Consider the following 18,833-nt stretch of genomic DNA (forward strand, 5'->3'; position numbering starts at 1 on the left):
CCTCCGGTTCAGGCCGCCCGAGGCGCGCCTAATCGGCGCAGGCCCTCAGCTGTCGTAATCAATAACGTGCCGGAGTTGTTTCTCATACTCCAGCGCTTTGCCAGTGCCCAAGGCCACACAATTCAGTGACTCGTCAGCGACCGAGATGGCAAGTCCGGTCTGTTCGCGCAGGGCAAGGTCCAACTCGCCCAGCAAAGCCCCGCCACCGGTAAGCATCACGCCACGGTCCACGATGTCGGCGGCCAGATCCGGCGGGGTGGTTTCCAGAGCGGTCATCACCGCCTCGCAAATCTGTTGCACCGGTTCGGCCAGAGCCTCGGCCACTTGGGCCTGGTTGATCTCGATCTCTTTCGGCACACCGTTCAACAGGTCGCGCCCGCGAATGGTCAGAACTGCACCGCGCCCGTCATCGGGCATCCGTGCGGTGCCGATGGTGGTCTTGATCCGTTCGGCGGTGCCTTCCCCGATCAGGAGGTTCTGCTGGCGGCGCAGGTAGGCGATGATGGCGTCATCCATCCGGTCCCCGCCGACGCGCACGGACCGCGCATAAACGATGTCGCCCAAGGACAGCACGGCCACTTCGGTGGTCCCGCCGCCGATGTCGACAACCATGTTGCCGGTCGGGTCGGTGATCGGCATCCCTGCGCCGATGGCGGCGGCAATCGGTTCCGCGATCAAACCTGCGCGGCGTGCACCGGCGGACATCACGGATTGACGGATGGCGCGTTTTTCAACGGGGGTGGCCCCGTGCGGCACGCAGACGATGATTTTCGGCTTGGAGAAGGTGGTGCGTTTGTGAACCTTGCGGATGAAATGTTTGATCATTTCCTCAGCGGTGTCGAAGTCGGCAATCACCCCTTCGCGCATCGGGCGGATGGCTTCGATAGAGCCGGGGGTCTTGCCCAGCATGTGTTTGGCGTCTTCACCCACGGCGAGCACCTGTTTGCGCCCGTCCTTGACGTGATAGGCCACCACGGACGGTTCGTTGAGAATGATGCCTTTGCCTTTGACATAGACCAGCGTGTTCGCTGTTCCCAAGTCGATCGCCATGTCAGAAGAGAATAAACCCGCAAATCCCGCCATTGTGTTCCCGATGCCCCATCAAGCCGCAAAAAGGGGAGAATCCCCCGTATCGGCAGACTTATAGGGGGCGCGGGGCTGGGGGAAAAGGGGCGGCATAGTCCGAGATGGCAAGGAACCGCCACTTTCCGCCTGTGATGACTGGTTTGTGAAACCTGCGCTGGCCTTTGCGCTGGCCTTTGCGCAGGTTTCAGAGCCGTTTCCGGCTTGCCTATTCGGGTCGTGTGGTCCGGCGCCTGTTCTCAGGCGCGCAAGAGCACCTTGCCTTTGCGTCCCGGCGTCTGGGCCGCCTGCATCGCGGCGGGGGCGTCGGAAAGGTCTAAGATGGCCTCGACATCCAGCGGAAGTTTGCCTTGTGCGGCCAGTGTGACCAGTTCGGAGATCAGCGCCTTGCGCGTTTCGGGGGCCATATGTTGCGAGACTTTCGCACCCCAGAAGCCTTTGACCGTGATGTGTTTGAAGATGAGCTGGCCCGAATTCAGGATCATGTCGCCACCGTCGGCGGTGCCGAAGGTCACGAGCAGGCCTTCCCAGCCCAGCAGGTCGACGAGATCATTGGCAGTGCTGCCCCCGACACTGTCGATGGCGATTTGGGCCCCTTGTTCACCGATGATGGATTTGGCCTGCTCCTTCCAGTCGGTCTGATCGGTCGAGACCACGTTTTGCACACCGCTGGCGCGCAATTCCTCGGCGGCGGCTTGGCGGCGGACGATGTTGACCACATGGATGCCGCGGGTTTTGGCCAGCGTGTCGATGATCTTGCCCACCGCCCCGTTGGCGGCGGTTTGCACGATCCAGTCGCCGGCTTTCGCCTTGGCAAATTCCAACAGCGAGATGGCGGAGAAGGGCATGGCGACGAGTTGGGCGGCGTCTTCGTCCGACACGGCGTCAGGCAGGGGCAGGACGGAGGCGGCGGGGGCGGTGAAATAGTCGGCCCATGTGCCCATCGTGCCAGCCACGGTGACACGTTTGCCGACCAGCGCGCTGTCGACCTCGGGACCGACGGCTTCAATCACCCCCACGGCTTCGGTGCCGCCGGTGGCAGGCAGGTCCGGTTTGACGCCATATTCGCCGCGCACGGTCCAGAGATCGTGGTTGTGGATCGCAGAGAGAATTGTTCGCACCAGCACCTCGCCGGTCTGGGGCACGGGCGTGTCGGTTTCGGTGACAGTGATGACTTCGGCGGGATCGCCAAAGGTGGCATGGGTTGCGCTGCGCATAGGTGGCTCCAGTGGGCTATGTGTCTTTGTGTCTTGTGAGCAGAGCTAAGGCCTTGCCCGCACAAGACAAGGGGCGCACCAAGGCGCGCCCCTCGAAAAGTGAACCAGAGAGTTCAGAAAGCTGTGATCAGCTTGCGTCGGTGTATTTGACCGTTTTCACATCCGCATCCGGTGCGGATTTCTCGCGCCGCACCAGAAGCCGGTTGACCGCGTTCACATAGGCTTTGGCCGAGGCCACAACCGTATCCGTGTCGGAGCTTTGGCCGGTGACGATCTTGCCATCCTCTTCGAGGCGCACGGAGACCGTGGCCTGCGCATCGGTGCCTTCGGTCACGGCGTGGACCTGATAGAGTTGCAGACGTGCGGTTGTCGGGAAGATGGACTTGATCGCCTTGAAGGTCGCGTCCACCGGACCGTCGCCCTGACAGGTCACCTGTTTTTCCTCGCCATCGACTTCGAGGATCAGATCGGCGGATTGCGGGGCTTCGGTGCCGCAGATCACGCGCAGGAACTTGACCTTGATGCGCTCGTTCTGGTCCGCCGCGCCCGCGTCACGCAACAGCGCGATCAGGTCGTCGTCGAACACTTCTTTCTTGCGATCGGCGAGATCCTTGAAGCGGACGAACACATCCTTGAGCTGGTTGTCCTCCATCGGATAGCCCAGATCTTCGAGCTTGGCGCGCAGGGCGGCACGGCCCGAGTGCTTGCCCAAGGGCAGGGAGGTGCCGGTCAGACCCACATCCTGCGGGCGCATGATCTCGAAGGTTTCCTTGTTCTTCAGCATCCCGTCCTGGTGAATGCCGCTCTCGTGGGCAAAGGCGTTCTTGCCGACGATAGCCTTGTTGAACTGCACGGGGAAACCGGAGACCTGGGAGACGCGCCGCGAGATGTTCATGATCTTGGTCGTATCGACGCCGGTGGTATAGGGCATGATGTCCCCACGCACTTTCAGCGCCATGACCACTTCTTCCAGCGCGGTATTGCCCGCGCGTTCGCCCAGACCGTTGATCGTGCATTCGATCTGGCGCGCGCCAGCCTCGACAGCCGCCAGAGCATTGGCGGTCGCCATGCCCAGATCGTTGTGACAGTGGGTCGCAAAGATGATCTCGTCGGCACCGGGCACACGTTCGAGCAGCATCTCGATGATCGCGGCGGATTCGCGCGGGGTGGTATAACCCACAGTGTCGGGAATGTTGATCGTGGTGGCACCGGCCTTGATCGCAATCTCGACCACGCGGCAAAGATAGTCATGCTCCGTGCGGATCGCATCCATCGGAGACCATTGCACATTGTCCGTCAGGTTGCGGGCATGGGTCACGGTCTCGTGGATCTTGTCGGCCATCTCGTCCATCGAAAGAGCGGTGATCTCGCGGTGCTGGGGCGAGGTGCCGATAAAGGTGTGAATGCGCGGCTGGGCGGCGTGTTTGACCGCTTCCATACAGCGGTCAATGTCGCGGATGCTGGCGCGTGCCAGACCGCAGATCACGGAATTCTTCGAGTTCTTGGCAATATCCCTGACCGCTTCAAAGTCCCCTTCGGAGGCAATCGGAAAGCCCGCTTCGATGATGTCCACGCCCATTTCGTCGAGCATGGAGGCAATCTCGAGCTTTTCGTTATGGCTCATCGTGGCACCGGGGCTTTGTTCGCCGTCGCGCAGAGTCGTGTCGAAAATCAGGACGCGGTCCTGTTTGGATGTATTGGTCATTTTGAAATCTCTCTTATGGTCCTTAGCGTTGCGATCCGGCGCATCTGGTCACCTCTGAGCATCGCGCCGACGGCACGCTCAGAGGCAGCTAAGGAGAAGAAGCTCACGACGAAGGGCTGCGCGGGTGCGCAGGGGCAGGGTGGAGATATGTGCCTTATTCGTCATGAGGGTGGAATATACTGTCTGAGGTCCGGTTGAAAACCCCAAATTCTCTGTCAGAGGCATTTCTTGCCGGAAGGCGGTGCGGTTCAACCCCGCCTTCCGTAGAAAAAACCGTTTTGCAATAGGGCTTTACTCCGCAGGTGCGGTGTCGGCCTCAGCTTCGGGTTTGTCCTCGGAGACCAACGCCCCGTCCACCCATTCACCGGAGACCACCTTGCCGTCGGCATAGGTGATGGTGCCGTGGCCGTTGGATTTTCCCGCGACGAACATGCCCTCGAACACATCGCCATTGGCATAGGTTGCCTTGCCTTGGCCCTGAATTTCGCCAGCTTTCCATTCACCCGTGTAGGTGAAGCCGGAAGACATGGTGATCGTGCCGATGCCTTCGCGTTTACCGGCAACGTAATCGCCTTCGTAAACAGTGCCGTCGGGATAGGTGCCTTTGCCCTTGCCCTGACGCTGGCCATCGACCCAGTCGCCCTCATAGATGTAACCATCGGGATAGGTCATCTTGCCCTTGCCGTGGTTCTGCGCGTTCTGGAATTCGCCTTCATAGACCAGCCCGCCCGCATAGCGCGCCACGCCTGTGCCGTCGATCACGCCGTATTTCCATTCGCCCTCATAGGTCGTGCCGTTCGGGTAGGTGATCTTGCCTTGCCCGTGGGAAAGGTCGTCAAGGAATTCTCCGATATAGACAGACCCGTCGGGATAGGTCACTTGCCCCTGCCCCTCGATCCGGCCTTGGGTCCATTCACCGACATAGAGATAGCCGTCCGCACCGGTGAAGGTGCCTTGTCCGTCGCGCTTGTCGTCGTCGAATTCGCCCTCATAGACATCGCCATTGGCATAGGTCACCTTGCCCGTGCCCTGACGTTTGCCGCCGACCAGCTCGCCCACATAGACGTCGCCGTTGGGCTGGGTGATCGTGCCTGTGCCGTTGCACTGGTTGTCGACCCACTGGCAATCGAGAATCATGCCCTCGTCCGTGACCAGAACGCCTTGACCGTGCCGCTGGTCGCGGGCCAGTTCGCCCTCATAGGTGGCGCCTTCGGGGTAGGTGATCTTGCCCTTGCCCTCCTTGACGCCATTGACCCAGCCGCCTTCGTAGATATAGCCCGTGGGGCTTTCCAGTCGGCCCTGCCCGTGATGTTTGGCGGAGAGGAAGCCGCCCTCGTATTTCACGCCATTGGCATAGACCGCAACGCCGGAGCCGGTGGCCTCGCCCTCGACCCAGTCGCCTTCGTAGGTGCCGCCATCGGCATAGGTGATCTTGCCATAGCCGTGGGGTTTGCCCTTGTCGAAAGCGCCTTCATAGACCGATCCGTCGGTGAAACGCGCAATCCCCTGACCCTTGATCTCGCCCATGACCCATTCGCCGGTATATTCGTAGCCGTTGGGCAGGGTGTAGGTGCCGACGCCGTCGCGCAGCCCCTCTTTGAACGTCCCTTCGTAAATGCCGCCGTCTTCGAACTGGTGGGTCTCGACCGCTCCCGTGTCCTGTGCGTTCATGGTCAGGGGCATGGCCCCGATCATTGTTGCCGCGAAAAGCGTAATGCGCATCCGTGTCACTATGTCTGTCCCATTCCAGATGAGTTGCTGTCGGGGTCTGCCTGTGGCGTCCGTGGCGCTTAGGTGGACCTTGGCCCGTAGAGAGCCTGTCGCGCGCCAGACTAGGGGCTTGGGTCGCGGGCTTCAAATGTTTTTGGCATGAACGTCTTTCCCTTGGGCGTCATTCTGCTAAACCTTGGCCCGAGATATCAGGACGCATGAGTGCCATGACCGAGAAATTCCGCCTTACCCTTGCCCAGCTCAACCCGACCGTGGGCGCGATAGATGCCAATGCGGACAAGGTGCGGGCCGCCCATGCGCAGGCGAAGGCCGCAGGGGCCGATATGATCGCCTTTCCCGAACTGTTCCTGATCGGGTATCAGCCGCAGGATCTGGTGATGAAGCCGGTTCTGGTCAACACGGCCATGGCCAAAGTGGAAGAACTGGCGGCCCTGACGTCCGATGGTCCGGCCATCGGTGTCGGTGCGCCCTATTCTTATGGCGATGCGCTTTACAACGGCTACTGGATTCTCGCGGAGGGCCGCGTCAAACAGGTGCTGCGCAAGCATCATCTGCCGAATTACAAGGTATTCGACGAAAAACGCCTCTTTGCCGAAGGCCCGCTGGAAGGCCCCTATGCCATCGGCCCGCTGCGCATTGGCTCGCCCATCTGCGAAGATGCGTGGCACGAGGATGTGGCCGAGGCACAGGTGGAAAGCGGGGCGGAAATTCTGCTGGTGCCCAATGGCTCGCCCTACTACCGCAACAAATTCGATACGCGGCTGACTCATATGGTCTCGCGGGTGGTCGAGAATGATGTGCCTCTGGTCTATCTCAACATGGTCGGCGGACAAGACGATCAGGTTTTTGACGGCGGCTCCTTTGTGCTCAACCGGCACGGCAAGCCCGCGCATATCCTGCCGGTCTTTGACGAGGCGCTGCGTCATGTGGATTTCGAGAAATCCGAAGGGCGCTGGTGGGCGACCGATGGCGAGATCACGCCGCAGCCCGACGAGTGGGAGCAGGATTACCGCGCGATGGTCGACTCTTTGCGCGACTATCTGGGCAAAACCGGCTTCAAAAAGGTGGTTCTGGGCCTGTCCGGCGGGATCGACTCGGCCATTGTCGCCACGATTGCCACAGATGCGCTGGGCGCGGAGAATGTGCATTGCGTGATGCTGCCCTCCGAATACACGTCGGAAAGCTCGCTGGAAGATGCCAAGGATATCGCGACCCGTCTGGGCTGCCGCTATGACTTCGTGCCGATCTCCGAAGGCCGCGACGCCATCACCAACACGCTTGCGCCGATCTTTGGCGATCTGCCCTTTGACACGACCGAGGAAAACATCCAGTCGCGCCTGCGCGGGCTGTTGCTTATGGCGCTGTCGAACAAGTTCGGCTCCATGCTTCTGACCACTGGCAACAAATCCGAGGTCGCGGTGGGCTATTGCACGATCTACGGTGATATGAACGGCGGCTATAACCCGATCAAGGACCTCTACAAGACGCGGGTGTTCGAGCAATGCCGCTGGCGCAATGCCAATCACCGCGACTGGATGAAGGGACCAGAGGGTGAGGTCATCCCCGTATCGATCATCGACAAACCGCCCTCAGCCGAATTGCGCCCCGACCAGAAGGACGAGGACAGCCTGCCGCCCTATGAGGTGCTGGATGCAATTCTCGAAGGGTTGGTGGACCGTGACGAAAGCGTGGCCGATCTGGTCGCGGCAGGGTTCGATCATGATACGGTGAAGCGGATCGAACATCTGCTCTATATTTCGGAATACAAACGATTCCAGTCTGCGCCGGGCACACGTCTGACGCCGCGAGCCTTCTGGCTGGATCGCCGCTATCCGATTGCCAGCCGCTGGCGCGACCCGAGCTGACCCGCGCCGCCTGTCGCGCCGACATAGCCCTTCCACCTTCACTCTCGCCCTAGCTCCTTCGCGTTAATCTTAATCTGATTAACCTTAACGCAGAGAGAAGGAGCGTCAGGTGAGGGCGCATGGATTTCTCGCGGCAAAGCCTCTTGCCCCCTGCATCACAGACCGTTAGAGAACGCGCTTTCGGACCGGAAAGGGCGCGCATGGAACTCACCGTTGGCATCGACTTTGGCACCTCCAATTCCGCGCTTGGACTGGCGGTGAACGGCACGCCGTGGCTGGTCGAACTGGAGCCGGGGGAAAAGACCCTGCCCACCGCTGTGTTCTTTGATGCCAAAGGCGGAATGCGTCTCGGATCGGCGGCCAATCGCGCCCTCATCGACGGAGAGGAAGGGCGCTATATGCGGGCGCTCAAATCCGTGTTGGGCACCCCGCTTCTGCGCGAGACCCGCCCCATCGGGGCCAAGCGCCAGAGCCTTCTGGAAGTCATCGCGCAATTCCTCGCCACCCTGAAAACCCGCACCGAAGAGCAGTTGCGCCAACCTGTGACGGGGGTGGTTTCCGGTCGTCCGGTGCATTTCCATTCCAAAGATGCCGAACGCGATGCGCAGGCCGAACACGATCTGCGCGAAGCCTATGAAATGGCGGGGTTCCAGCGCGTGCGCTTCCTTGCGGAACCCGAGGCGGCCGCCTTGGCAGCGCAGGATTTGCAGCCCTTGGAAATCGGCCTTGTGGTCGATATCGGCGGCGGCACATCGGATTTCACCCTGTTTCGCAAGGAGGGCGGTAAGGTCGATGTTCTGGCCTCCCACGGCATCCGGCTGGGCGGGACGCATTTCGACCGCGCATTGAGCCTCGCCCATGCCATGCCCTTGCTGGGGGCGGGCACGCAGTTGCGCCGGACCTTGGGCGACGGGCTTTTGCCCATGCCTGCGACATTGTTCAACGATCTGGCCACATGGCAGAAAATCCCCTTTCTCTACACGCGCGAGACGCTGGGCAAGGTGCGCGATCTCGAACGCCACGCGGTGGAGCCGGACAAGCTTTCCCGCCTTGTGGAGGTGATCGAGGCCGAGTTGGGGCATGATCTGGCCTTTGCGGTCGAGGCCGCAAAGATTGTGGCCAATGGCGGGCGCGATGCGCAGATTGATCTGGCGCTGATCGAAAAGGGCCTGTCCGCGCCTTTGGTCTCGCAAGCTCTGGCCGATGATCTGGCGGGCTATCGGGCGGAACTGTCGGAGGCGATCAGTGAGACCCTGATGCTTGCGGGCCTGTCTGCGGAGGCGGTGGGGGCCGTGGTCTATGTTGGCGGATCAAGCCTGATGCATGTGGTGGAAACGGCCTGTCGCGCCGTCCTGCCGGAAGCCCGCGCCCTGCGTGGCGAGGCGTTCACGGCAGTGGTGGACGGTTTGGCGATTGCCTCGGCACAAGGTGCCTGAGGTCGGGGGCCACGCCAGAGACCCGCGCCGGATCAGAGCGCGATCAACTCGCAACCGGACAAGAGCCGTGTGACATCCTGAGCAGTGCAAAGTTGTGTCCCTGCGGTCAGAACGGCGGCGGCTGCGGCGGTGGTTCCGTAACACAGGGCTTGCTGCATCTCTTCGCCGCGCGTGAGCGCCAGAGAGAAAGCGCCCACGAAACTGTCCCCTGCACCAACGGCGGAGACTACCTCGGCGGGATCAATGGCGCGTGAGGCATGCCAGCGCCCTTCGGCATTGGCCAGTGTGGACCCGTCCGAGCCGCGCGCCACAATGACCGTCTGCGCCACGCCTTTCGCCACCAGATCGGAGGCAAAATCGGCTGTCGCGGCGCGGGTGGGCAGCGCATGGCCCACCACATCCTCGGCCTCGACATCATCCATGCGCAGCACAGAAGGGTTGGCCGGATGTTTCACCAGTTCGCGCAAGGGCTGGCCGGAGGTGTCGACGAAAAGCTGCACGCCTTTGGCCTCAAGCCTGCGGGACAGGCGGGCGGTGTAATCCAGCGGCACACCGGGCGGTTGTGAGCCGGAGAGCACGACCACTCCGCTGGAGGGCGCGGCCTGTGCGATGGCGTTGAGGGATTCCTCGACCATCTCCTGATCCCAATGCGGCCCCGGCATCACGAAACGGTATTGCTTGCCGGTCTCTTCCTCTGTGACCGCCATGGATTGCCGCGTTGCCCCGCCATTGACGGAAAACGCGGTGAAGCGCACGCGCTCTTCAGCCAGAAGCCGCAAAAGCTGTGCCCCCGTCTCGCCCCCCACCGCGATAAATGCCGTGCTGTCGCCGCCCAGAAACTTGATGGCGCGAGACACATTGATCCCGCCGCCGCCCGGATCGGCCTCCGGCGTCTGACATCGCAGTTTCGGTCCCGCCTCGACACGAGCCGTAGCGGTTGAAATATCCACCGTCGGGTTCAGCGTGATTGTCAGAATGTGTGTCATGTGCGTGTATCCCGTTCGCCAGCGAGTCAATCCGGAGCCTAGCTTACATGCGGTAGCGATAACAACTTTGATCAAGGTCAGGATCAACGCCGGATTTGTGAAGAATTATCAGAATTGGCATGAAAATTCATCGGCATAACAGGCGGTTCAGGCAGAATTTGCGAGGTCGAGGCGGCATGTTGCATGTTCGGGACATGAAAACGGCCGCAGCGGAGGGGCTGCGACCGTGATGAGTGAGGCCGTCGAAAGTAAATCCGTGACGGCGTTCCGTCAGCTTTCGATCATCATCTGATAGCTCGCGGGCACATATTCAAAACTGCTGTCAACGGCGCGGACATAGCCGATGGCGGGGAAGGGCATGTGGTAGCCGATGAAGGGCACGCGATCCGCAGCCATCATGTCGAGCATCTTGCGGCGGGTTTGTGCGGCGGCGGCTTTGTCGGCGTCAAAGCTGACCTCCCAATCGGGATGGGCGAGCGAGTAGACGTAGTGATTGGCAAAATCGACCGCAAGGATCAGGCGCTCTCCTTCGCTTTCAATGTGGAACGCCATATGGCCGGGCGTGTGACCGAAGGCTTCCATCGCGGTGATGCCGGGGGCGACTTCAGATCCGCCTTTGAGCAGGTCGAACTGTTCCTGAAGGGGACGGATTTTCGCTTCGAACCCTTCGTTGCCTGTGCTTTCCCAATGGCCCATTTCAACAGAGCCCGTGGAATAGGCCGCATTGGCAAAGGTCGGCGTGCCGTCATAGATGCCACCGATGTGGTCGCCATGCATGTGGGTGATGACCACGCGATCCACCTGATCGGCGGTATAGCCCGCAGCTTCCAGCGCGGCGGTGATGCCTGCGGGGTTCAGACCCGTGTCGAACAGGATCAGTTCTGCGCCGGTGTTGATCAGCGTGGGGGTGAAGAAGAACTGGGCCGCATCTGCGGGGATGAAGGCGGCTTCGGAAGCGGCGGCGAAATCCTCATCCGTGGCATTCAGCCCGAAGATTTTGTGCGGGTCCGCGACGGTGCGGGTGCCTGCCAAAAGCGTCGTGACCTCGAAATTTCCGAGCGCAAAGCGGCGATAGGGCGCAAGCGAAGCGCCCATTATCGGCGCCTCTGCTGATGCGCCAAAGGGCAGGCTGGAAGCGACAGGCAGGGCGGCGGCCCCCAAAAGAAGGTGGCGACGTGACAGGTAGGGGCTGGACGGTTGTGCTGTAATTTTCATCTGTGATCTCCCGATGTTGTTGGCATCAAGGATAGCACGGGAAGGGAAAAGATCGCATGACATTTTCGTCAAATCGCAGATGCCCGACCGGCCTCACCGTTCAGTCGTATTCCCACCACTTGTCGATCGTGGCGATGTCGTCATCCGACCAGCCGAAATGATGCGCCAGCTCATGCACGGTGACATGGGCCACCATCTGTTGCAGCGTCACAGTCCCACGCATACACCATTCATCGAGAATGGGCCTGCGGAACAGCCAGATCGTGTCCGGCGCGGTGGCCTGATCCATGGTGGATTTCTCGGTCATCGGGATGCCTGTATAAAGCCCCGTAAGCTCGAACGGGTCGGCAATGCCGATCTCGGCCAGCAAATCTTCCGGCGCGAAGTCCATCACGGTCAGCGCGACATTCGCGGCCAGCACTTTGAAGGCCGGCGGCAGATCGGCCATTGTGGCGCGGGCGATGTCCTCGATCAGGTCGAGATCGGGCGCGGTTGCATCAAGAAGGGGTGATGTCATCATAGAACTCCGGTTGGGGCTTGCTCCGATATGGACTCTTCGGTCACGATATGAAAGAGGAAGCGCAACAGGAGACCTACGATGATCGTCACACGTTTCGCGCCTTCGCCCACGGGCTTTATTCATGTCGGCAACCTGCGCACTGCGCTGTTCAACTATCTGATTACCCGAAAGGCCGGAGGGCAGTTCATTCTGCGCCTCGACGACACGGATCAGGAACGCTCGACTCAGGAATATGCCGACGGGGTTCTTGAAGATCTCGAATGGCTGGGCTTCACTTGGGACCGGTTCGAGAAACAGTCCACGCGTCTGGATCGCTATCGTGCCGCCGCCGATGAATTGCGCGCCAAAGGCCGCTTCTATGAGGCGTTCGAGACGCCGACAGAACTGGACCTCAAGCGCAAGAAACTGCTCAACATGGGCAAGCCGCCGGTTTATGACCGCGCCGCTCTGGAGCTGACCGACGCCGAGAAAGACGCCCTTCGCGCCGAGCGGGGCGACGGGGTCTGGCGGTTCAAGCTGGATCAGAAACGCATCGAATGGACTGACGGTATTCTGGGTGACATCTCGATTGATGCCGCCTCCGTCTCCGATCCGGTGCTGATCCGTGCCGATGGCCAGTTCCTCTACACGCTCGCCTCTGTCTGCGACGATGTGGACTATGGTGTGACCCATATTGTGCGCGGTTCCGACCATGTGACCAATACGGCCACGCAAATCCAGATTATCGAAGCGCTGGGCGGCACGGTGCCGACCTTCGCCCACCACTCGCTTCTGACCGGACCGCAAGGCGAGGCGCTGTCGAAACGTCTCGGCACGCTGTCTTTGCGTGATCTGCGCGAACAGGGCGTCGAGCCGATGGCGCTTTTGTCGCTGATGGCGCGTCTGGGCTCCAGCCAGCCGGTTGAATTGCGCACCTCTATGGAAGAGTTGATCGAAGGGTTCGATCTCTCCACCTTCGGGTCCGCGCCGACGAAATTCGACACGCAGGACCTGTTCGCCCTGACCTCGCAGATCAACCACACCAAACCCTTCGCGGATGTGGCTGACGATGTGACTGCGCTGGGCGTTCCTGCTGAGATTGCGGAACCGTTCTGGACCGTTGTGCGCGAGAACATCACTGTGAAAGCCGATATGAAAGGCTGGTGGAAGTTGTTCCGCGACGGTGCGACGCCGTTGGTGGCGGACGAGGACAAAGAGTTTGTGGCGCAAGCCTTCGCCATGTTGCCGGAGCCGCCCTATACCGCCGAGAGCTGGAAAGAGTGGACTAGTGCGGTGAAAGAGGCGACGGGTCGCAAGGGAAAAGGCTTGTTCATGCCGCTGCGCAAGGCTGTGACCGGCATGGAACGCGGACCGGATATGTCCCACGTTCTGCCGCTTTTGCAGAAAAAGCCCTCTCTTTAATCTGACTTGTTCAAAAATCAACAGAAAGCCGCCGCCGGAACCTCCGAGCGGCGGTTTTTTCGTCTTTGGTTTCCGATAGGAAACTTTCTCCCTTGCCCCGAATCCACAGCTCCACTAACGTGGCCTCAACATCGTGCGTCGGGAGAAGGGGCCACCCCTACCGAAGGAGCAACCGCCCCGGGAAACTCTCAGGTAAACGGACCTTCGCACGGTCAAACACTCTGGAGAGAGGGGTTGGTCCATCGGGCCGGACCTCCGCCGAAGGGATAACGATCTCAGGCACCAAGACAGAGGGGGCATCCAGCGGGGAAACCCGCCTTGTGATGCCGGGCGTGTTTGCGTCGGGCGAGAAACCTTGGAGGCTCGTTGATGACCGAACTTTTGCGCACGCCGCTTTATGACTTCCACCTCACGCACGGGGCCAAGATGGTCCCCTTCGCGGGTTACGAGATGCCCGTGCAATATCCGCTGGGCGTGATGAAAGAGCATCTGCATACCCGTGCTCAGGCGGGATTGTTTGATGTCTCGCATATGGGGCAGGTGATGCTGAGCTCGCAGGAGGGTCATGACGCCTTGGCCCTTGCGCTGGAGGCTCTCGTGCCGGTTGATGTGCTGGGCCTGAAACCTTTGCGGCAGCGCTACGGGATTTTCACCAATGACGCGGGCGGTATTCTTGACGATCTGATGATCTCGAACACGGGGGAGGGGTTGTTTCTTGTGGTCAATGCGGCCTGCAAGGCGGAGGACATTGCCCATCTGCGCGCAAAGCTGCCGGATCATGTGACGGTGCAGGAGATCACCGACCGCGCGCTTCTGGCGTTGCAAGGGCCGATGGCGGAGGTAGCCTTGGCCCGTCTGGTGCCACAGGTCGCGGATTTGAAATTCATGGACAGTGTGCGGCTCAAGGTTGGTCAGGACGAATGGTGGATTTCGCGCTCCGGCTATACGGGTGAGGACGGGTTCGAGATCTCGATCCCTGCCGCTCGCGCTGCGGAAATTGCCGAAGCGCTTGTGGCAATGGAGGAGGTTGCACCCATCGGCCTTGGCGCGCGCGACAGTCTGCGGCTTGAGGCAGGGCTGTGCCTTTATGGCCATGACATAGACACGACCACTACACCGGTCGAAGGCAATATCGCATGGGCGATCCAGAAGGTCCGGCGCACCGGCGGCGCACGGGCAGGGGGCTTTCCCGGCGCGGAGCGTATCCTGAGCGAGTTGGACAAGGGAGCCGCGCGCAAACGTGTGGGTCTGTTGCCCCAAGGCCGTGCGCCGATGCGCGAAGGCACGCCGCTGTTCGCCACGGCAGAGAGTGATGCGCAGATCGGGGAGATCACCTCCGGCGGCTTCGGCCCTTCGGTCGCGCGCCCTGTGGCGATGGGCTACCTGCCGGTTGACTATTGCGCCAATGATACCGAAGTTTTCGCAGAATTGCGGGGCAAACGCCTGCCGGTCACGGTGGCGCCGATGCCCTTCCGCCCTTCAACTTACAAACGCTGAAACTGACCTAAAGGGACCACTGAAATGGCCGCTGATATCAAATTTACCGAAGAACACGAATGGCTCCGCGTCGAGGACGATCTGGTCGTCGTCGGCATCACGGAACACGCCGCAGAACAACTGGGCGACGTGGTGTTCGTCGAACTGCCGGACGAAGGCGCGACCGTGTCGAAAGACGACGAGGTCGTGGTGATCGAGAGCGTCAAGGCCGCCTCCGACATTCTGGCGCCGCTGGATGGCGAGATCGTCGAGGTGAACGAACCTTTGACCGAAGATCCGGGCAAGGTGGGTGAAGATCCCTTGGGGGATGCGTGGTTCTTCAAAATGAAGATCGAGGATATGTCCGCACTCGACGATTTCATGTCCGAAGCGGAATACAAAGCCTACATCGGCTAACGCCTTTCGGGAAAAGCGTGAGGCAAGATTTTCTCGAAACGTCCCAACTGTTCAACCGTCGCATAGCGTGTCCGCACAAGCCTGCCTTACCCTTGTGTGGACACGCGTCAAGGAACGCAATCGTGGCCTATACACCCTCATCCTATAATCCCTATGATTTTGCCAACCGCCGCCACATCGGCCCTTCTCCGGCGGAGATGGAGGAGATGCTCGACGTGGTCGGTGTCTCCTCTCTGGATGCGCTGATCGACGAGACCGTGCCGATGGGCATCCGGCAGATGGAGCCTTTGAACTGGGCGCCGATGACGGAGCATGAGGTGCTGGGCCATATCCGCAAGGTGGCCAAGCGCAATCTCGTGATGACCTCGCTCATCGGTCAGGGGTTTTACGGCACGGCCACGCCGCCCGCGATCCAGCGCAACATCCTTGAAAACCCAGCATGGTATACGGCTTACACGCCCTACCAGCCGGAGATTGCGCAGGGGCGTCTGGAGGCCTTGTTGAACTTCCAGACAATGGTCAGCGATTTGACAGGGCTGCCGGTCGCCAATGCCTCGCTTCTGGACGAGGCCACCGCCTGCGCCGAGGCGATGACCATGGCGAAACGTGTGTCGAAGTCGAAAGGGGCGCGGTTCTTTGTGGACGAGAACTGCCATCCGCAGAATATCGAAGTGATGAAAACCCGCGCGGCCCCTCTGGGCATCGAGATTGTCATCGGCGATCCGGCGGCGCTGGAGCCGGAAGATGTCTTTGGTGCGATTTTCCAATATCCGGGTACCTACGGCCATGTCTCGGACTTCACCGATCAGATCTCCGTTCTGCACGCCGGTAAGGCGGTCGCGATCATGGCGACTGACCTTATGGCGCTGACGATGCTCAAGGATCCGGGTGCGATGGATGCCGATATTGCGGTCGGATCGGCGCAGCGCTTTGGCGTGCCGATGGGCTTTGGTGGTCCGCACGCGGCCTTCATGTCCTGCAAGGATGCGATGAAACGCGCCATGCCGGGCCGGATTGTCGGCGTCTCTGTCGATGCCAACGGCAACCGCGCCTATCGCCTGAGCCTTCAGACCCGCGAACAGCATATCCGGCGCGAGAAAGCCACCTCCAATGTCTGCACGGCGCAGGCCTTGTTGGCGGTCATGGCGTCGTTTTATGCCGTGTTCCACGGGCCGCAAGGACTGCGCGCCATCGGTGAACAAATCCACGCCAAGGCGGTGAAACTGGCCGAAGGGCTCAAGGCCGAAGGGTTCAAAGTCTCGCCGGATGCGTTCTTTGACACGATCACGGTTGAGGTTGGCGCGATGCAGGGCGTGATCCTGCGTTCCGCCGTGGCCGAGGGGATCAACCTGCGCAAGGTGGGCAAGAACCGGATCGGCATTTCGATGGATGAAATGGCCGATGATGAGGTCATCACAAAGGTCTGGCGCGCCTTCGGGCATGAGGCAGAGGTGCCGGAGGACTTCCCCGGTCTCGGTTTCCCCGAAACGCTTCTGCGCGAGAGTGAGTACCTCACCCATCCGATTTTCGGCATGAACCGCGCCGAGGGCGAGATGATGCGCTACATGCGGCGCTTGGCGGACCGTGATCTGGCGCTGGACCGGGCGATGATCCCGCTCGGCTCCTGCACAATGAAGCTGAACGCAGCTGTCGAGATGATGCCGATTACATGGCCGGAATTCAACGCGATCCACCCCTATGCTCCTGTGGACCAGTCCGAAGGCTATCGCTACATGATCGAGGACCTGAGCGCGAAGCTTTGCGAGATCACCGGCTATGACGCCATGTCGATGCAGCCCAATTCCGGTGCGCAGGGCGAATATGCCGGACTTCTGACCATCATGGGCTATCACCGCGCAAACGGGCAGGGCGGGCGCAATATCTGCCTCATCCCCATGTCGGCCCATGGCACCAATCCGGCTTCTGCGCAGATGGTGGGTCTCAAGGTCGTGGTGGTGAAGTCGGCGGAGAATGGCGACATTGATCTGGAAGATTTCCGTGCCAAGGCCGAAGCGGCAGGCGACAAACTTGCCGCCTGTATGATCACCTATCCTTCCACTCACGGGGTATTCGAGGAGACGGTGAAAGAGGTCTGCAAGATCACCCATGACCATGGCGGTCAGGTCTATCTCGACGGGGCGAATCTGAACGCGCTGGTCGGGCTGGCGAAACCTGGAGAGATCGGCTCCGACGTGAGCCACCTCAATCTGCACAAGACCTTCTGCATCCCTCATGGCGGCGGCGGTCCGGGCATGGGCCCCATCGGCGTCAAAGCGCATCTTGCTCGGTTCCTGCCCGGCGCGCCTGACGGATCGGGCGAGGTCGGCCCTGTGTCCGGCGCACAATACGGCTCCGCCTCGATCCTGCCGATTTCATGGGCCTATTGCATGCTCATGGGCGGCGCAGGGCTGACGCAGGCGACGAAGGTGGCAATCCTCAATGCCAATTATATCGCCGCCCGTCTCGATGAGGCCTTCCCTGTGCTTTACAAGGGCAAACAGGGGCGTGTGGCGCATGAGTGCATTGTGGACCCGCGTGCTTTCGAGAAGACCACAGGTGTCTCCGTGGACGATATCGCCAAGCGGCTGATCGACAGCGGTTTTCATGCGCCTACCATGTCTTTCCCCGTGCCCGGCACCTTGATGATCGAGCCGACAGAAAGCGAAACCAAGGCGGAGCTTGACCGGTTCTGCGAGGCGATGCTGTCGATCCGGTCCGAGATCGCGCAGATCGAAAGCGGGGAACTCCCCGAGGACATCAACCCGCTGAAACTCGCGCCGCATACGGTGGGCGATCTGGTGGCAGAGTGGGACCGGCCTTATCCGCGTGAACAGGGCTGTTTCCCACCGGGGGCCTTCCGCGTGGACAAATACTGGCCGCCTGTGGGACGTGTGGACAACGCTTATGGTGATCGCAACCTGATCTGCCTCTGTCCGCCGCCGGAACACTATGTTGAAGCCGCAGAATAGCGGGGGAGTGTGTCCGAAGGTGTTTGCGGAAAGAGCGTCATTCTGACCTCTTGAACCGGAGGCCATTCGGGCACATATATTCTGCAATATGAATGTGAATGGGAGGCCACCGCAATGGTCGCTACTCTTGATAAAACGGATGTCAAACTCGCGTGCCCGACCTGTGGTCAGGTGAATCGCGTGCCCGTGGCAAAGCTCTCTGCCGGTCCGAAATGCGGCACCTGTGGCGAGCCTTTGATGTCAGGCAAAGTGGCAGAGCTTGACCCGAAAGGGCTGAAGGCTTTGTCCACCAAAGATGATCTGCCGGTTCTCGTTGATTTCTGGGCTCCGTGGTGCGGCCCGTGCCGCATGATGGCACCGGAATTCGCCAAGGCCGCGCAAGAACTCAAAGGCCGTGCGCGCTTTGCCAAGATCAACACCGAGGACCATCCGACCGTGTCGATGAAAAACGGCATCCGCGGTATTCCCGCGCTGATCCTCTATCAAGGCGGCAAGGAAGTCGCGCGCATCGCAGGCGCACGTCCGGCCCGCGACATTGTGGCCTTTGTCGAGCAAAACGGCAAAATGCCCGCCTGAAACCTGTTTCGGGCCGCTTGACTTTTCGGCCCGAAACTTTCAAATCTTGCACCAGCGTGGGGTTGTAGCTCAGTTGGGAGAGCGCGTCGTTCGCAATGACGAGGTCGTCGGTTCGATCCCGATCAACTCCACCATTTTCCCGTTTTGTTATTGGACCATAAGAGTTCATCTTAGGGTCAAGTATGTTCTGAAACACAAGGTGTGGTGGCAGTTTTGCAGGTTCAGAACAAACGCGC

General features: G+C 60.7%; 14 protein-coding genes, 1 tRNA gene and 1 riboswitch. Of the genes, 8 read left to right on the forward strand and 7 right to left on the reverse strand.

What is annotated here, in order from left to right:
• Positions 1-45 precede the first annotated feature (45 nt).
• The 4 genes from BM152_RS11720 to BM152_RS11735 all read right to left on the reverse strand — a co-directional run bounded on the left by BM152_RS11720 (position 46) and on the right by BM152_RS11735 (position 5,727).
• Entirely contained in the window at positions 46-1,083 is a 1,038-nt protein-coding gene (locus BM152_RS11720; RefSeq protein ID WP_066605599.1) for a rod shape-determining protein, read from the reverse strand.
• 239 nt (positions 1,084-1,322) lie between these two features.
• On the reverse strand, positions 1,323-2,300 hold the full coding sequence (locus tag BM152_RS11725; RefSeq protein WP_066605596.1) for a zinc-binding dehydrogenase: 978 nt from the start codon (positions 2,298-2,300) through the stop codon (positions 1,323-1,325).
• 127 nt (positions 2,301-2,427) lie between these two features.
• Positions 2,428-4,005 (reverse strand): 2-isopropylmalate synthase, encoded by a 1,578-nt coding sequence (locus BM152_RS11730; protein WP_066605591.1) that lies wholly within the window; start codon positions 4,003-4,005, stop codon positions 2,428-2,430.
• 291 nt (positions 4,006-4,296) lie between these two features.
• Positions 4,297-5,727, reverse strand: a complete 1,431-nt coding sequence (locus BM152_RS11735; protein WP_111481380.1) for an MORN repeat-containing protein — start codon at positions 5,725-5,727, stop codon at positions 4,297-4,299.
• A gap of 215 nt (positions 5,728-5,942) precedes the next feature.
• On the opposite strand from BM152_RS11735, the gene BM152_RS11740 reads away from it, so the two are divergent.
• Positions 5,943-7,601 carry an NAD+ synthase gene (locus tag BM152_RS11740; RefSeq protein ID WP_066605585.1) on the forward strand — a complete coding sequence of 553 codons (1,659 nt, stop codon included), beginning with the start codon at positions 5,943-5,945 and terminating at the stop codon, positions 7,599-7,601.
• 200 nt (positions 7,602-7,801) lie between these two features.
• Positions 7,802-9,037, forward strand: coding sequence for an Hsp70 family protein (locus BM152_RS11745; RefSeq protein ID WP_066605583.1), 1,236 nt, complete (start codon positions 7,802-7,804; stop codon positions 9,035-9,037).
• A gap of 32 nt (positions 9,038-9,069) precedes the next feature.
• Here BM152_RS11745 and BM152_RS11750 read toward each other — a convergent pair whose 3' ends face one another.
• The 3 genes from BM152_RS11750 to BM152_RS11760 form a co-directional block, all read right to left on the reverse strand.
• Entirely contained in the window at positions 9,070-10,023 is a 954-nt protein-coding gene (locus BM152_RS11750; RefSeq protein WP_066605580.1) for a 1-phosphofructokinase family hexose kinase, read from the reverse strand.
• 270 nt (positions 10,024-10,293) lie between these two features.
• A complete protein-coding gene (locus tag BM152_RS11755; RefSeq protein WP_066605576.1) occupies positions 10,294-11,238 on the reverse strand; it encodes an MBL fold metallo-hydrolase in 945 nt (314 codons plus the stop codon).
• 100 nt (positions 11,239-11,338) lie between these two features.
• A complete protein-coding gene (locus tag BM152_RS11760) occupies positions 11,339-11,755 on the reverse strand; it encodes a metallopeptidase family protein (protein WP_066605575.1) in 417 nt (138 codons plus the stop codon).
• Positions 11,756-11,836: 81 nt separating this feature from the next.
• Here BM152_RS11760 and gltX point away from each other — a divergent pair, with 81 nt between their 5' ends.
• From gltX to BM152_RS11790, 6 genes are all read left to right on the forward strand, one after another.
• Positions 11,837-13,159 carry a glutamate--tRNA ligase gene (gltX, locus tag BM152_RS11765; RefSeq protein ID WP_066605574.1) on the forward strand — a complete coding sequence of 441 codons (1,323 nt, stop codon included), beginning with the start codon at positions 11,837-11,839 and terminating at the stop codon, positions 13,157-13,159.
• A gap of 129 nt (positions 13,160-13,288) precedes the next feature.
• Positions 13,289-13,373: riboswitch (glycine riboswitch) on the forward strand.
• A 155-nt stretch (positions 13,374-13,528) separates the two neighbouring features.
• Entirely contained in the window at positions 13,529-14,656 is a 1,128-nt protein-coding gene (gene gcvT, locus BM152_RS11770) for a glycine cleavage system aminomethyltransferase GcvT (protein ID WP_066605573.1), read from the forward strand.
• A gap of 24 nt (positions 14,657-14,680) precedes the next feature.
• On the forward strand, positions 14,681-15,052 hold the full coding sequence (gene gcvH / locus BM152_RS11775) for a glycine cleavage system protein GcvH (protein ID WP_252735594.1): 372 nt from the start codon (positions 14,681-14,683) through the stop codon (positions 15,050-15,052).
• Between the two features lie 122 nt (positions 15,053-15,174).
• Positions 15,175-18,021, forward strand: coding sequence for an aminomethyl-transferring glycine dehydrogenase (gene gcvP / locus BM152_RS11780; RefSeq protein ID WP_066605571.1), 2,847 nt, complete (start codon positions 15,175-15,177; stop codon positions 18,019-18,021).
• Between the two features lie 114 nt (positions 18,022-18,135).
• Positions 18,136-18,597: a thioredoxin TrxC gene (trxC, locus tag BM152_RS11785; RefSeq protein ID WP_066605568.1), complete on the forward strand. Its 462-nt coding sequence runs from the start codon at positions 18,136-18,138 to the stop codon at positions 18,595-18,597.
• A 58-nt stretch (positions 18,598-18,655) separates the two neighbouring features.
• A tRNA-Ala gene (locus tag BM152_RS11790) sits at positions 18,656-18,731 on the forward strand.
• Positions 18,732-18,833: the final 102 nt, after the last annotated feature.

This window comes from Celeribacter halophilus (assembly GCF_900114135.1).
GTDB lineage: Bacteria > Pseudomonadota > Alphaproteobacteria > Rhodobacterales > Rhodobacteraceae > Celeribacter > Celeribacter halophilus.

What these genes read in the sequence shown, in the direction of transcription:
- BM152_RS11730 (WP_066605591.1), bottom strand. Translation starts at nt 4,005, where the DNA reads ATGACCAATACATCCAAACAGGACCGCGTCCTGATTTTCGACACGACT.
- BM152_RS11750 (WP_066605580.1), bottom strand. Translation starts at nt 10,023, where the DNA reads ATGACACACATTCTGACAATCACGCTGAACCCGACGGTGGATATTTCA.
- gltX (WP_066605574.1), top strand. Translation starts at nt 11,837, where the DNA reads ATGATCGTCACACGTTTCGCGCCTTCGCCCACGGGCTTTATTCATGTC.
- BM152_RS11725 (WP_066605596.1), bottom strand. Translation starts at nt 2,300, where the DNA reads ATGCGCAGCGCAACCCATGCCACCTTTGGCGATCCCGCCGAAGTCATC.
- BM152_RS11735 (WP_111481380.1), bottom strand. Translation starts at nt 5,727, where the DNA reads ATGCGCATTACGCTTTTCGCGGCAACAATGATCGGGGCCATGCCCCTG.
- BM152_RS11755 (WP_066605576.1), bottom strand. Translation starts at nt 11,238, where the DNA reads ATGAAAATTACAGCACAACCGTCCAGCCCCTACCTGTCACGTCGCCAC.
- BM152_RS11720 (WP_066605599.1), bottom strand. Translation starts at nt 1,083, where the DNA reads ATGGCGGGATTTGCGGGTTTATTCTCTTCTGACATGGCGATCGACTTG.
- BM152_RS11740 (WP_066605585.1), top strand. Translation starts at nt 5,943, where the DNA reads ATGACCGAGAAATTCCGCCTTACCCTTGCCCAGCTCAACCCGACCGTG.
- BM152_RS11745 (WP_066605583.1), top strand. Translation starts at nt 7,802, where the DNA reads ATGGAACTCACCGTTGGCATCGACTTTGGCACCTCCAATTCCGCGCTT.
- gcvH (WP_252735594.1), top strand. Translation starts at nt 14,681, where the DNA reads ATGGCCGCTGATATCAAATTTACCGAAGAACACGAATGGCTCCGCGTC.
- gcvT (WP_066605573.1), top strand. Translation starts at nt 13,529, where the DNA reads ATGACCGAACTTTTGCGCACGCCGCTTTATGACTTCCACCTCACGCAC.
- BM152_RS11760 (WP_066605575.1), bottom strand. Translation starts at nt 11,755, where the DNA reads ATGACATCACCCCTTCTTGATGCAACCGCGCCCGATCTCGACCTGATC.
- trxC (WP_066605568.1), top strand. Translation starts at nt 18,136, where the DNA reads ATGGTCGCTACTCTTGATAAAACGGATGTCAAACTCGCGTGCCCGACC.